Below are 12,972 nucleotides of genomic sequence, written 5' to 3'. Positions count from 1 at the left end.
GCCATGGGCATCGCGAAGCCAATCGATAAGGTTGTCTTTTTTGGAGGCGGTCACGGCAGAACTCCTGATGGGGAAAGAGGTGGCGATCCGCTGATAGGCGTCGTCACACTGCGTTATGTCTGATTATTAGTGGGCTGCAGTGAGCGAGAGATTCGCGCGGCGGAGGGCTTTCGGATCGGTGGGGACGACTGCCGGGATTTGTTCTACAACCCCAGCGGCAGCTGGGCGTCTGGCCTGGACAATTCTTGGACAGGCAGGCTCTGGCTGTACAAGGCTTGTCCCAGGCACATGCCCAATATAGTCATATGTTTACCGTTCGACCGGCCAAGTGAACCGTTTACCCTCTGCTTGGTAGGGCCTGGGGTATTTGTGTCACGATTGAAAAGATGCATGGGAAGGAGTCAGCATGAAGGTGCCTGAGGAGCACACGCCAGGTTCAGACTTGGCTGATCGAGCGCGACCCCAGCCCTTGCCCTGGCCGGATCCGAATGTGCCGGGGCTGAACGCGGATCAGGTCATCGCGCAATTACGCGAGGTTGCCGCCGAAGCCGATTGGGCCTGGTACCAGCGTCGGGGTAGTTGGTGCCGGATCGCCCAGGGTAACCAGGCGACCGGCTGGCCGCTGCTACTCGATGACGATGGACTGGCGGTCTGGTGCGATCAGGCCGCGGTTACCTGCTACCCCACTGGTCTCGGCCCTGGCGCACTCGGCTGGTTGCTCGCCAGGTCCGATGAACACACCGACTTCGCCGCCTTGGCGCTACGCTTCGGCTTCGTGCTGCAAGGTTTACAGCTGCAGCGGGTGCAAGCCATCCAGCAGGTGCTCTATGACATCACCTACCTGGCGAGTTCGACGGTGGATCGCCAGCTGTTCATGCAGCGGACCCATGAGCTGCTGGTGACCCTGATCGATGCCGAAAACCTCTGTCTGGCCCTGTCGGACCCGGATTTCGAGCGAATCCACTATCCCTATTATTTCGACCAACGCGACGAGAGTCCGCCCGAGCCAGGCTCCTTCGAACTCCTGGATCGCGCGCGTCCGAGCCTGACTGCCCATGTGCTGCTGCAGGGTGAGCCGCTGCTGTTGTCCAAGGAAGCCATCGAGGCCGCCTTGGTCGCGGGACCCTACTATTGCCAGGGCAGCGTACCCGAGTTCTGGATGGGCATACCGCTCAAGGATGGTACCGACCGTACCTTTGGGGTGCTCAGCCTGCAGGTGTACGAACGCGAGCGGCGCTACGGCAGCGAAGATCAGGCGTTGTTCCAAGTCATCGCCCGCGATGTGGCCATGGCGCTGGATCGCATCCTGCGACGGGAAGATCTGGAAGCGACCGTCAGCCAGCGCACCCAGGAGCTCTCCGAGCTCAATACCCGACTGCGCGAGCAGATCGCCGAACGGGAGCGGGCCGAGCAATTGCAGGCGGCGCTGTTTCGCATCGCCGAGTTGTCCAGTGCCAGCGCCGACATGCCCGATCTGCTGGGTGGCTTGCACCGGGTCGTCGGTGAATTGCTCTATGCGCGGAATTTCTACATCGCACTCTACGACGATGCCTCCGGCGAGGTGAGTTTTCCTTACTTCGTCGATGAGCGCCGCAAGGTGGCGCCGAACAAGCGGCGCCGGACCCGCGGCTACACCGAGTACACCATCCGCCAGCGCCGGCCCTGCATCATCGATCGCGAGCGCGCGCACCAGCTCATCAGGCAGGGCGAGATCACGCCGGTCGAGGGGACGCCCGAGGCCTTCTCCTGGTTGGGTGTGCCGCTCTACGACGGTACGCACGTCAGGGGCGTGTTGGCGGTGCAGAGCTATCGTGAGGACGTCTGCTACAGCCCGCGGGATCAGGAGCTACTGACCTTTGTCTCCCGGCATATCGATACCGCGCTGTCGCGGCGCACTGCGGCCGAGGCGGTTGAGCAATCGCGCCAGGCCCTGGAGGTGCGGGTTCAGGAAAGAACCAAGGCGCTGGACGAAGCCAATGCCCGGCTGCTGTACGAAAACAATCATGACGCCCTGACCCGCCTGCCCAATCGCAGCTTCTTCCAGCAGCGCCTCGGCGAACTCTGGTCCGCGCTGGCGGATGGCGATGCCGGGCTCGCCGTCATGTTTCTCGACCTGGATCGCTTCAAGCGGGTCAACGATCAATTCGGCCACCCCTTCGGTGATCGATTGCTGGTTGCCGCTGCGGCACGGCTGTCCGGCTGCCTGCGGGAGTGCGACCTGCTGGCGCGTCTGGGCGGGGATGAATTCGCCATCCTGGTGCCCGGTGGTGGGCTGGAGTCACCGGTGGCCATCGCCCAGCGCGTCATCGAAGCCTTCGACCGGCCTTTGGTGATCGAGGATCACAGCCTATTTGCCTCCTGCAGCATCGGCATCGTCGTCGCCGATCCGAGTCTGCACCACCAGCCGGACGATCTGCTGCGCGATGCCGACACGGCCATGTATCAGGTCAAGCAGGGTGGCCGCGACAACTTCGCGGTGTTCAACCAGGAATTGCGCCAGGTGGTATGCGACCAGGTGCTACGGGAAGGCTCGCTGCGCAAGGCGCTGAAGGACGGCAGGGAACTGGAGCCGTTCTTCCAGCCGATCGTCGAGGTGCTGACGGGCAGGATCGTCGCGCTGGAAGCCCTGGTTCGCTGGCGGCAGCCAGACGGCAGTGTCCTGGCGCCAGGCGCCTTCCTGCCGGAAGTGGAGGGCCTGCGGCTGATCGGACGGCTGGACACCTACATGCTGACGCGGATCGCCGCCATCCTGGCCGAGCCGGCCCAGGCCGGGTGGCCCGTGGTGCACGTCAACTGCTCCAGCTACAGCATCGTGCGGCCGGAATTCGCCGATGAGGTGCTGACCATCCTGGCGGCCCATGGCGTGGCGCCGTCGCGGATCTGCCTGGAATTGACCGAGGGGGCATTGGTCGCCGAACCGGAACGGGCCAAGGCGACGATGGAAGCCCTGGATCGCCAGGGCGTCTCGGTGGTGCTGGATGATTTCGGCGCGGGCTTCTCGTCGCTGGGTTACGTCCACGAATATCGCTTTCGCGGGCTCAAGATCGACAAGTCGTTCGTCTTGCGCCTGGCCGAGAGCACCCGCAGCGCCGCCATCGTCCGGGCCATCGTGCGCATGGCCGAATCCCTGGGGCTGGATGTGGTCGCCGAGGGCGTCGAGGACGCCCAGGCGCTGCAACTGCTCAAGGACATGGGCGCGCGCCATGCCCAGGGCTATCACTTCGCGCGGCCGCTGGATCTGCCGGCGACTCGGCGACTGCTGGCGGGGAGTGATTAGGCTCTGTACGAAAAGTCGCCGAGCGAAGGTCAGGCGAGGCCTAGGCGGCCCCGCGAAAAAGGCTGAGGAAGCGGATCGGACTCGCGCTCGACCGGGCTCGCGAACGAGTTTACGAATGGTAAATGAGCATTCCGACGGGGCCGCCTAGGTGGGGCTGGCGATCCAGGCCTTTTTCAACGAAGCATCACCGATGCGCAGGCATTTTTCGTACAGAGCCTAGAAGGTGACGCCCGCCACCAGGATCAGATTGGTATAGGGCTGGCACTCCCCGGTGCGGATCTGTACCCGGGCCTGGCGACACAGGGTCTTGAGTTCTTCGTGGGAGACCAACCGGCGTTCACCCAGGGCGCCGTCGGCGGTCAGGCGTTCCAGCTCGGCCAGGGCCGGTGGCTGCACGGCGAGGGTTTCCTCGGCGAGCAGATGGCTTTCCACCTGCATCTCGCTGAGCAGGGCGCGCAGCACACTGTGGAAGTCGGGAATCCCGGGGGTGACGGCCAGATCGACCAGGGGCGTGCCGGCTGGGACCGGCATGCCGGCGTCGCCGATGACCACCAGATCACCATGGCCGAGGCTGGCGACGGCCTGGGACAGGGCGATATTCAGCAGGGACGTCTTTTTCATCGAGTGAGCTCCCGGCGGGTGGGGATGGAGGGCTGGGCACCCGGGCGGGTGACGGCGATGGCGGCGGCCTGCTGGCCGAGGGCGATGGCTGCTTCCACGTCCAGGCCTTCCGCGAGGCCGGCGGCGAAACCGCCGAGGAAGGTATCACCGGCGGCGGTGGTGTCCACCGCCTTGACCGGGGTGGCCGGGTGATGACGGCAACTGTCGGCGGTGACCTGCAACAGGCCCTGGCCGCCGAGGGTCAGCAACACCTGGCGGGCGCCGGCGGCGATCAGTTGGCGGGCGGCGGCTTCGGCCTCTTGCAGATTCCCTACCGGCAGCCCGGTGAGCAGACTGGCTTCGCTTTCGTTGGGTACCAGGTAGTCGATATGGGCGTACCACTCGGCCGGCAAGGGCCCGGTGGCGGGTGCCGGATTGAGGATCACCGTCTTGCCCAGGGCGTGGGCGCGGGCCAGGGCGTCGCCCACGGTTTCCAGCGGCACTTCCAGCTGGGCGATGACGATCTTCGCCTCCGCCAGCAGCGACTCCTGCGCCTGTAGGTGTGCGGCGGACAGCTCGCCGTTGCCACCGGCGACGATGACGATGGCGTTCTGGCCCTCAGCGTCCACCAGGATGGAGGCGATCCCGGTCGGCACCTCGGCCGCCACCGAGACGCCCCGGCAGTCGATGCCTTCCTGGACCAGGCTACGGGTGAGGAAATCGCCATAGGGATCGGCGCCGACGCAACCGATCATGGCGACCGTGGCGCCCAGGCGCGCGGCGGCTACCGCTTGATTGGCGCCCTTGCCGCCGGGCGCGGTGGCGAAGCTATGGCCGGCGAGGGTTTCGCCGCCCTTGGGCAGGCGCGGGGCGCGCACCACCAGGTCCATGTTGAGGCTGCCGATGACGATGACGTCAGGGTGCATGGGAAATCTCCAGAGCAGAAGGCGCCGCGGTGGATTCGCGCAGCACCAGCCGGGGTACGGCGATGTCGTGGGTGGAGGGGCCGTCCACCGCCTCGCGGCGGGCCAGCAGCAACTGGGCCGCGCGTTCGCCCAGGTCGCGGATCGACTGGCCGATGGTGGTGAGCGCCGGATAGAGATAGCGACTGAGTTCGATGTCGTCGAAGCCCACCACCGATAGCTGGCCAGGTACCGCGAGACCGGCTTCGGCGGCGGCGCGCAGCACGCCCAGGGCGATGGTGTCGTTGCCGGCGAAGATCGCGGTCGGGCGATCCGGCTGGGCCAGCAGCTCACGCGCCGCGGCATGGCCAGCCGCGGCGGTGAAGGGGCAGTGGCGGACGGGACCGGGAGCGACATCCGCTTCGGCCAGGGCCTGCTGGTAACCGGTCACCCGCTCGCGGACCACGGGCGAGTCGGCCGGGCCGCCGATACAGGCGATCCGGCGATGGCCCAGCTCCAGCAGGTGCCGGGTGGCGAGCAGGCCGCCCTGGTGGTGATCGATGCGGATGTGCCCGGCCTGGACACCTTCCAGCGGCCGGTCCACCAGCACCAGCGGGATGCGCAGGCCCGCCAGCGCCTCGGCGAAGCGCGGATCGCCATCGACGGTGGCGACCACCAGGCCGTCGATGCGCCGTTCCCTGAGCACGCGCAGATAGCGCAGCTGCTTCTCGGCATCGTCATCGGAGTTGCAGAGGATGACGCTATAGCCCTGGCGTTCGCAGTGATCCTCGATGCCACGGGCCAGCTCGGCGAAGTAGGGGTTGACCGCATTGGGCACCAGCACGCCGAAGGTACCGGTGGCCTGGCTGCGCAAGGAGCGGGCCACGCCGCTGGGCACGTAGCCCAGTTCGGCGATGGCGGCCTCGACCTTCTCCCGCACCCCCGGGCTCACCGGGCGGGTGTTGTTCACCACGTGGGACACCGTGGTGTAGGAGATGCCGGCGCGGGCCGCGACGTCCTTGATGGTGGCCATCAGGCGCTCCGCTTGGCCCGCTGGCTGCGGTAGGTGTCGAGGATCACCGCGACCACGATCACCGCGCCGGTGATGATGCGCTTGGTGGGTTCGCTGGCACCGATCTGCGCCAGGCCAGCCGCCAGCACCGAGATGATCAGCACACCGAAGAAGGTACTGATCACCGAGCCACGGCCGCCCATCAGGCTGGTCCCGCCGATCACCACGGCGGCGATCACCTGCAGCTCCAGGCCGACGCCGGCATTGGGATCGGCCGCTTCCAGGCGAGAGATCTGGAACAGGGCGGCGAGACCCGCCAAGAGGCCCATCAGGGCGAAGACGATGACCTTGTAGGGCTTGGGATTGATACCGGCCAGGCGCACCGCTTCCTCGTTGGTGCCGATGGCGATCAGGTAGCGGCCGAATACCGAGCGGGTCAACAGCAACTGGGCGACGACGATCACCAGCAGGGCAAGGACGAAGGAGGGCGAGATGCCGAAGGCGACGGGCGTGGACAGCCAGTCGTAGGCGTCGCCGATATAGGCGGTGCGCGAATCGGTCAGCTGGTAGGCGGCGCCGCGGGCTATCTCCAGCACGCCCAGGGAGACGATGAAGGAGGGGATGCGCCAGGCCACGGTCACGCTGCCGGTAATGCCGCCGGTAATGGCCGCGCAGAGCATGCCCAGGGCGGCGGCGGAGAGGATGCCCCAGCCCCATTGCAGGGTGGCCACGCTGACCACGGCGGCGGCCAGGGCCACCACCGAACCCACCGACAGGTCGATACCGCCGATGATGAGGATGAGGGTCATGCCGGTGGCCAGCACCATGAGATCGGGGATCTGGTTGGCCAGGGTGGTGAAGGTGCTGTACGACAGGAAATGGCTGCTCAGCACGGAGAACAGCACGATCATGGCCAGGAGGGCGCCGGCCAGGCCCAGGTAGGTACCCAGGCCCAGGCCGAAGGCGCGCCGGGAAGAGGTGAGGGGAAGACTGCTCATCGGAGGGCATCCTGAGAAGAAAGAGGTTGCAACGGCGGTATAGGATCTTCCAGCAGGGCTTCGCGGGAGCGATAGCCGGCGAAGGCCGCGGCCAGCAGCCGCTCCTGATCCCAGTCATGGCGTTCGAAGGTCTCCACCAGGCGACCGGCGGAGAGCACGCCGATGCGGTCGCAGATCAGCATCAGCTCGCGCAGGTCGCTGGAGACCACCACCAGCGCCTTGCCCTGGCGGGTCAATTCGGCCAGCAGGCCATAGATTTCGAACTTGGCACCAACGTCGATACCGCGCGTGGGCTCGTCGAACAGCAGCACCTGGCAGTCGCGTTCGAGCCAGCGCCCGATCACCACTTTCTGCTGGTTGCCGCCGGACAGCTCGCCCACCGGCTGGGCGCCGTCGTTGCAGCGGATATGCAGGCTCTTGATGTGGCGCTCGGCCAGCGCCGCTTCGCGCGTGCTGCTGACCAGCCCCTGCCGGGCGACCTTGTCCATGTTGCCCAGGGCCAGGTTGGCGCTGATCGGCTGGCTGAGCAGCAGGCCTTCGCCCTTGCGATCCTCGGTGATCAGGGCGATCCCCTGGCGCACCACCTTGGTCGGCGAGCCGAGATCTACAGGCTTGCCAGCCAGCTGTACGGTGCCCGAATCGGCACGGTCGGCTCCAAAGATCAGCCGCAACAGCTCGGTGCGCCCGGCGCCGATCAGGCCGGAGATGCCATAGATTTCTCCGGCGCGGACGCTGAAGGAGACGTCGCGCACCTTGTCGGCACGCGTCAGGCCCTTGACCTCCAGCAACGGCGGGCCGAAGCGGCGCTCGCCCATGTCCAGGTGCTCGCCGAGATCGCGGCCCACCATGAGGCTGACGATCTCGTCGGTGTCGTAGCGCGCCATGGGTGCGTCCGCCACCAGCCGGCCATCACGCAGCACCACCAGTTGCTGGGCGATGCGCTTGAGCTCTTCCAGGCGGTGGGAGATGTAAACCAGGGCCACGCCGCGGGCGCGCAGCCGTTCGATCTGCTCGAACAGCAACTCCACCTCGCGGGAGGTGAGCATGGCGGTGGGCTCATCGAGAATGAGCACCCGGCAGTCGCCGATCAGGTTGCGGGCGATTTCCACCATTTGCTGGTGACCCACGCCCAGTTCGGCGATGGGGGTATCCGGGTCTATGGCTTCCAGGCCGACCTGGGCCATCGCCAGCCGCGCCTGTTCGCGCAGTTGGCGGCGGTCGATCCAGCCCAGCCGCCGGGGCAGGCGATCGAGAAAGAGATTTTCCGCCACGGTGAGGGTGGGCAGCAGGTTGAGTTCCTGCATGACCATCCGCACCCCCTGGGCCTCCGCCTCGCGGCGGCTGCCCGGGGCATAGGGGCGGCCGAGGAAACTCAGCTCGCCGGTGGTGGGCTGCACCAGGCCACAGAGGATCTTGGACAGGGTGCTCTTGCCAGCGCCGTTCTCCCCGGTGAGCGCCAGCACTTCGCCGGCGCGCAATTCCAGGTCCACGGCGCCGAGCACCGGCTGCGCATAGGTCTTGCCGATACCTCGCGCGCTGAGGATGACCTCGGACGACATGGGGCCTCTCCTTACTGGGTGACCAGTTCGACCGGCGTCTCGATCACCCCGTCCTTGGCGCCGGTGGGCTCACCCTTGACCAGCTTGAGCGCGGCTTCGATGCCGAACACCGCCTGCTTGGCGGCGAACTGATTCACCGTCGCCAGGACGCGACCGTCCTTGAGCATCGGATGGATGGCCTGGATGTCGTCGTAGCCGATCACCAGCACCTGGCCCTTCTTGCCGGCCGCACGGATCGCCGAGACGGCGCCCAGCGCCATGCTGTCGTTACCCGCCAGCAGCGCCTTGAGGTTGGGGTATTCGTTGAGCATGGCGGCGGCCACCGCGTTGCCCTGATCGATCTCCCAGTTACCGGACTGCACGCTGACGATCTTCATGCCGGCGGCGTCCATGGCGTCCTTGAAGCCAGCGGTGCGCTGCTGGGCGTTGGTGGTGGTGGGCACGCCTTCGATGATGCCGACCTGGTCGCCGGCCTTGAGTCGCTTGGCCAGGTACTCGCCGTCCAGGCGGGCGCCCTTGCGGTTGTCGGGACCGACGAAGGGGATGTTCAGGTCCTTGCTCTTGAGGACGTCCGGATCCAGGCGGTTGTCGATGTTGACCACCTTGATGCCGGCGTCGCTGGCTTTCTTGAGCACGGGGACCAGAGCCTTGGAATCGGCCGGGGCGATGACCAGGGCATCGACCTTGGAGACGATCATCTGCTCGACGATGCGGATCTGGGCGGAGGTGTCGGTCTCGTCCTTGATCCCGTTGGAGATCAGGTCGAATTCCCCGGCGTGCTCTTTCTGGTAGGTCTTGGCGCCGTCTTCCATGGTGCGGAAGAACTCGTTGGCCAGGGATTTCATGACCAGGGCGACCTTGGGCTTTTCCGCGGCCATGGCATGGCTGGCGGTGAACGGCAGGATCAGCGAGGCGGAAGCGAGGGCGATAGCCGCCAGCAGGCGGGCAGGACGGAAGGCCAGCATAGGGGATCTCCGATTTTTATGGTTGTTGTGTGCGCGCAAACGTTTGCGTCGGCAAAAGGATGTTCCTAGAGCCGGTAGCTGTCAATCGGCTTCCACTACATGAATCGATTCAGCGGTGCGGCGGACACTCGGTTGGCCCGCGGCCGGCGTGGATCGCTATACTTGGAGCCTTTGTCTGCCAACAGGCGCCAAGCGCCGAAGAGTCTTGCCATGTCCTTTTCCGAATCTGCCCTGAAACCCCTCATCCGCGCCGTGCCCGATTTTCCCAAGCCGGGGGTGATCTTTCGGGATATCACGCCGCTGTTCCAATCGCCCGAAGGGCTGCGGGCGGTCATGACGGCGCTGCTCGAGCGCTATCGCTCGGCGTCCTTCACCCATGTGGGAGCGCTGGATGCGCGCGGTTTCCTCATCGGCCCGATCCTGGCCTACGAGCTGGGCAAGCCGCTGGTGCTGTTTCGCAAGCAGGGCAAGTTGCCGGCGGAGCTATTGACCGAGGTCTACAGCACCGAATACGGCGATTCCGTGATCGAGGTGCACAAGGACAGCGTCGGCGCGGGCGATTCGGTCCTGCTGGTGGATGATCTCATCGCCACCGGGGGTACCCTGGTCGCCGCTGGCAACCTGATCCAGCGCCTGGGCGCGCGCGTCCATGAAGCCGCGGCCATCGTCGACCTGCCGGAGCTGGGCGGTTCCAAGCGCCTGGAAGCCGCCGGCATCCCCACCTTCGCCCTGACGAGCTTTGCGCTGTCGGAGTATTGATTGCGGTCCACCGATGCAGCCGTCTCTAGAGGCGGCCGTAGGTTGGGTTGAGCGCAGCGAAGCCCAACAGATCTGGCCGCGGTGCTAGCGCTGTTGGGCTTCGACGATGGAGCCGTCTCAGCCCAACCTACGGTATATAGCCCAGCCATGGCCTCGATAGTCTTCTGCACCGGGCTTTGTCAAAGCTCCGCTGAAGGACTCCTTGGCGCCAACGGATAGAGATCCACCTCGTCCGCCAACTTGGGCAGTTCGTCCAGGAAGGCGAGGGTGTGCGGCTGGTTGAAGTGATCGTCCTGGGCCGCGACCGAGGTCCAGCGGGATTGGATCACCCAGAGATCGCCGTCTTCACTGCCCTGGAACACCCGGTATTCCAGGCAACCCGTATCCTTCACGGCCAGGGCCGCGAGATCCAGCAGGTGGGCGCCTAGGGCCGGCGAGCGTTCGGGCTGAGCCCTGAGCAGGGGTGAGGCTATGGACGTCGGGCATGGGCGGGGCTCCTGGAGGTTTCGGGATTCGACCCTCCAGGATGGCGGACGTCGCGTCGGTTTCAGCGGTTGATCAGGCCGAGGAATTCCGCGCGGGTGGCGTCGCTGGCGCGGAACTGACCCAGCATCACCGAGGTGACCATGGAGGAGTTCTGCTTCTCCACGCCGCGCATCATCATGCACATGTGCTGCGCCTCGATCACCACCGCCACGCCGGCCGCCTGGGTGACCTTCTCGATGGCCTCGGCGATCTGGCGGGTCATGTTTTCCTGGATCTGCAGGCGGCGGGCGAACATGTCGACGATACGCGCGACCTTGGACAGGCCCAGCACCTTGCCATTGGGCATGTAGGCCACGTGCGCCTTGCCGATGAAGGGCAGCATGTGATGCTCGCACAGCGAATACAGCTCGATGTTCTTGACCAGCACCATCTCGCTGTTGTCCGAGGTGAAGAGGGCGTCGCCCACTACCTCTTCCAGCGTCTGGTTGTAGCCGCGGCAGAGGTACTGCATGGCCTTGGCGGCCCGCTTGGGCGTGTCCACCAGCCCCTCCCGGCCGATGTCTTCGCCGAGTCCGGTCAGAATCGAGGAGTAGTGCTGTTCGAGAGACATTTGGGTTCCTGTTTATCGATAAGGAAGAAGGCGCTCGGATGAGACGTCAGCCGAGTCACAGGCTCACTCGTCGCGACCTTCGAGCATGGTGCGCTTGAGCAAGACGTAAAGCGAGCCGGTACCGCCATGGCGGGGCAGGCAGGAGGTGAAACCCAGCACCTGGGGATGCTGGCGGAGCCAGGTATTGACGTGACTCTTGATCAGCGGGCGGCGCCCATCCAGGCGCGCGGCCTTGCCATGGGTGATCCGTACGCAACGGATTTCCAGGCGGGTCGCTTCGGCGAGGAAGTCCCAGAGGGTTTCCCGGGCCTTCTCCACGGTCATGCCGTGCAGGTCCAGGCTGCCTTCGAAGGGGATCTGGCCACCCTTGAGGCGCCGTAGCTGGGTGTCCTGCACGCCGTCGCGCCCCCAATAGAGCTCATCCTCGGCGCCCACGTCGATGACGAAGGCATCGCTCAGGCCATCGACGCGGACACTGATCGTGGTCTTGGTCGCATCGGCGCGGCGTTGGGCGATCTGGCCACGGTCGGCGCGGGGCTTGCCGGTGTCGGCGCGATCCTGCTTGAGCGGACGGATCCCGCGAGTAAAGTCGGCGAAAGAGGCATCGTCGTCGTGCATGGTGTTCTCCGGTACAGGACGACATTCTACCGGCGGCTCAGGCCTCGTGCAGCAATCGCCGCACCGCCGCCAGCGCGGCAGCTTGCCGCTCATGCCAGTCGCCGGCGATTTCCAGCACGGGTTGCCGGTGCGCCTGTAACCAGTCTCGACAGTCCATGAAGAAGGCGAGGCGTTCGTCCGGATCGGGCTGACAGCGCTGGCCATCGTCCTGCCAGTCGACGCCGCGGGGATCGAGCAGCAGGTGCAGATCGTAGCGGCGCGCCAGCAGGGCGGGCTCCAGCCAGGCGGGGGCGGTGCCGAACAGCAACCGACTCCACAGCAGATTGCTCAGCAGATGGGTATCCAGCAGCAACAGCGGCGGTGCGGCGGCGCGCGCCTCGTCTTCCCGGCGCAGCTGTTCGCGGGCGATCACTTCCACGTCCGCCAGACTGGTATCGGTGCCATGCTGCGCGCAGTACTCACGTACGTATTCGTCCACCCGCACACCGCCGAAGCTGTCGCTCAGGGTGGTCGCCAGCCAGGACTTGCCGCTCGATTCCGGACCGGTCAGCACCACCACCTTCATCGCGAGCCTGCCAGCGCACGGCGCCAGTCGAGCCAGCCATAGGCGGCGAGGCCGACGAACACGGCATAGAGCACTGCGGTGGGGTAGAGGCCCTTGTGGTAGAAAAGTCCCACGTAGATGACATCCAGGACGAACCACAGCGCCCAGCACTGCAGGCGCTTCTGCGCCATCCAGAATTGGGCGACCAGGCTGAAGGCCGTGAGCGCCGCGTCGAGCCAGGGCAGGGCGGCGTCGGTATGGGTGCCCATGAGGTAGCCCAGGGCCAGGCTGCCCACCGCGCCAACGGCGAGCCCGCTCAATATGGTTGCGCCGCCGAGCGAGGTGACCTCACGGCCCTGATGTTGTTGGCCGCCGCGCAGCCATTGCCACCAGCCATAGAGCTGCAGTACCGCGTAGACGCACTGCAGCAGCATGTCCGAGTAGAGCTTCACGTCGTAGAAGATCCAGACGTAGAGCACCACCATCACCAGGCCGATGGGCCAGCCCCAGATGTTTTGCCGCACCGTGAGCCAGACCGCGACGATGCCCAGGACGGCGGCTACCAGCTCCACCGTGGACATGCCCATGAAGGTGGTGAGAGTTTCCAGAAACGACATGCTTCACATCCGGAGAGATTCGATT

At 65.9% G+C, this 12,972-nt stretch carries 13 protein-coding genes; 2 read left to right on the top strand and 11 right to left on the bottom strand.

Going from position 1 to position 12,972, the window contains the following annotated elements:
* Positions 1-406: 406 nt before the first annotated feature.
* Positions 407-3,277 (top strand): sensor domain-containing phosphodiesterase, encoded by a 2,871-nt coding sequence (locus FAZ11_RS10515; RefSeq protein WP_081323442.1) that lies wholly within the window; start codon positions 407-409, stop codon positions 3,275-3,277.
* 216 nt (positions 3,278-3,493) lie between these two features.
* Here the strand turns inward: FAZ11_RS10515 and rbsD are convergent, their stop codons facing one another.
* Genes rbsD through FAZ11_RS10485 form a run of 6 tightly spaced genes read right to left on the bottom strand, consistent with a single transcriptional unit; the run spans position 3,494 to position 9,313 of the window.
* Entirely contained in the window at positions 3,494-3,898 is a 405-nt protein-coding gene (gene rbsD / locus FAZ11_RS10510; RefSeq protein WP_058765185.1) for a D-ribose pyranase, read from the bottom strand.
* On the bottom strand, positions 3,895-4,803 hold the full coding sequence (gene rbsK, locus FAZ11_RS10505; RefSeq protein WP_058771951.1) for a ribokinase: 909 nt from the start codon (positions 4,801-4,803) through the stop codon (positions 3,895-3,897). The genes rbsD and rbsK overlap by 4 nt, the downstream gene beginning before the upstream one ends.
* Positions 4,793-5,812: a LacI family DNA-binding transcriptional regulator gene (locus FAZ11_RS10500; RefSeq protein WP_058771950.1), complete on the bottom strand. Its 1,020-nt coding sequence runs from the start codon at positions 5,810-5,812 to the stop codon at positions 4,793-4,795. Before FAZ11_RS10500 ends, rbsK begins: the two co-directional genes overlap by 11 nt.
* Positions 5,812-6,789, bottom strand: coding sequence for an ABC transporter permease (locus FAZ11_RS10495; RefSeq protein ID WP_058768448.1), 978 nt, complete (start codon positions 6,787-6,789; stop codon positions 5,812-5,814). The genes FAZ11_RS10500 and FAZ11_RS10495 overlap by 1 nt, the downstream gene beginning before the upstream one ends.
* Positions 6,786-8,348 (bottom strand): sugar ABC transporter ATP-binding protein, encoded by a 1,563-nt coding sequence (locus FAZ11_RS10490; protein WP_058771949.1) that lies wholly within the window; start codon positions 8,346-8,348, stop codon positions 6,786-6,788. The genes FAZ11_RS10495 and FAZ11_RS10490 overlap by 4 nt, the downstream gene beginning before the upstream one ends.
* Before the next feature lie 11 nt (positions 8,349-8,359).
* Positions 8,360-9,313: a sugar ABC transporter substrate-binding protein gene (locus FAZ11_RS10485; RefSeq protein WP_058765175.1), complete on the bottom strand. Its 954-nt coding sequence runs from the start codon at positions 9,311-9,313 to the stop codon at positions 8,360-8,362.
* 210 nt (positions 9,314-9,523) lie between these two features.
* Between FAZ11_RS10485 and FAZ11_RS10480 the strand changes: the two genes are divergently transcribed.
* On the top strand, positions 9,524-10,072 hold the full coding sequence (locus FAZ11_RS10480; RefSeq protein WP_058771948.1) for an adenine phosphoribosyltransferase: 549 nt from the start codon (positions 9,524-9,526) through the stop codon (positions 10,070-10,072).
* Between the two features lie 179 nt (positions 10,073-10,251).
* Here FAZ11_RS10480 and FAZ11_RS10475 read toward each other — a convergent pair whose 3' ends face one another.
* The 5 genes from FAZ11_RS10475 to pnuC all read right to left on the bottom strand — a co-directional run bounded on the left by FAZ11_RS10475 (position 10,252) and on the right by pnuC (position 12,911).
* Positions 10,252-10,533, bottom strand: coding sequence for a putative quinol monooxygenase (locus FAZ11_RS10475; protein WP_275078151.1), 282 nt, complete (start codon positions 10,531-10,533; stop codon positions 10,252-10,254).
* Positions 10,534-10,619: 86 nt separating this feature from the next.
* On the bottom strand, positions 10,620-11,168 hold the full coding sequence (folE, locus tag FAZ11_RS10470) for a GTP cyclohydrolase I FolE (protein ID WP_058765170.1): 549 nt from the start codon (positions 11,166-11,168) through the stop codon (positions 10,620-10,622).
* Between the two features lie 63 nt (positions 11,169-11,231).
* Positions 11,232-11,786, bottom strand: coding sequence for a Smr/MutS family protein (locus FAZ11_RS10465; protein WP_058771947.1), 555 nt, complete (start codon positions 11,784-11,786; stop codon positions 11,232-11,234).
* Between the two features lie 37 nt (positions 11,787-11,823).
* Complete coding sequence (locus FAZ11_RS10460) at positions 11,824-12,351, bottom strand: AAA family ATPase (protein WP_058771946.1); 528 nt, start codon at positions 12,349-12,351, stop codon at positions 11,824-11,826.
* Complete coding sequence (pnuC, locus tag FAZ11_RS10455; RefSeq protein ID WP_058771988.1) at positions 12,348-12,911, bottom strand: nicotinamide riboside transporter PnuC; 564 nt, start codon at positions 12,909-12,911, stop codon at positions 12,348-12,350. Before pnuC ends, FAZ11_RS10460 begins: the two co-directional genes overlap by 4 nt.
* Positions 12,912-12,972: the final 61 nt, after the last annotated feature.

This window comes from Pseudomonas rhizoryzae (assembly GCF_005250615.1).
Taxonomy (GTDB): Bacteria; Pseudomonadota; Gammaproteobacteria; order Pseudomonadales; family Pseudomonadaceae; genus Chryseomonas; species Chryseomonas rhizoryzae.
This window is presented reverse-complemented; position numbering and strand designations above follow the sequence as displayed.

What these genes read in the sequence shown, in the direction of transcription:
- FAZ11_RS10515 (WP_081323442.1), top strand. Translation starts at nt 407, where the DNA reads ATGAAGGTGCCTGAGGAGCACACGCCAGGTTCAGACTTGGCTGATCGA.
- rbsD (WP_058765185.1), bottom strand. Translation starts at nt 3,898, where the DNA reads ATGAAAAAGACGTCCCTGCTGAATATCGCCCTGTCCCAGGCCGTCGCC.
- rbsK (WP_058771951.1), bottom strand. Translation starts at nt 4,803, where the DNA reads ATGCACCCTGACGTCATCGTCATCGGCAGCCTCAACATGGACCTGGTG.
- FAZ11_RS10500 (WP_058771950.1), bottom strand. Translation starts at nt 5,812, where the DNA reads ATGGCCACCATCAAGGACGTCGCGGCCCGCGCCGGCATCTCCTACACC.
- FAZ11_RS10495 (WP_058768448.1), bottom strand. Translation starts at nt 6,789, where the DNA reads ATGAGCAGTCTTCCCCTCACCTCTTCCCGGCGCGCCTTCGGCCTGGGC.
- FAZ11_RS10490 (WP_058771949.1), bottom strand. Translation starts at nt 8,348, where the DNA reads ATGTCGTCCGAGGTCATCCTCAGCGCGCGAGGTATCGGCAAGACCTAT.
- FAZ11_RS10485 (WP_058765175.1), bottom strand. Translation starts at nt 9,313, where the DNA reads ATGCTGGCCTTCCGTCCTGCCCGCCTGCTGGCGGCTATCGCCCTCGCT.
- FAZ11_RS10480 (WP_058771948.1), top strand. Translation starts at nt 9,524, where the DNA reads ATGTCCTTTTCCGAATCTGCCCTGAAACCCCTCATCCGCGCCGTGCCC.
- folE (WP_058765170.1), bottom strand. Translation starts at nt 11,168, where the DNA reads ATGTCTCTCGAACAGCACTACTCCTCGATTCTGACCGGACTCGGCGAA.
- FAZ11_RS10465 (WP_058771947.1), bottom strand. Translation starts at nt 11,786, where the DNA reads ATGCACGACGACGATGCCTCTTTCGCCGACTTTACTCGCGGGATCCGT.
- FAZ11_RS10460 (WP_058771946.1), bottom strand. Translation starts at nt 12,351, where the DNA reads ATGAAGGTGGTGGTGCTGACCGGTCCGGAATCGAGCGGCAAGTCCTGG.
- pnuC (WP_058771988.1), bottom strand. Translation starts at nt 12,911, where the DNA reads ATGTCCACGGTGGAGCTGGTAGCCGCCGTCCTGGGCATCGTCGCGGTC.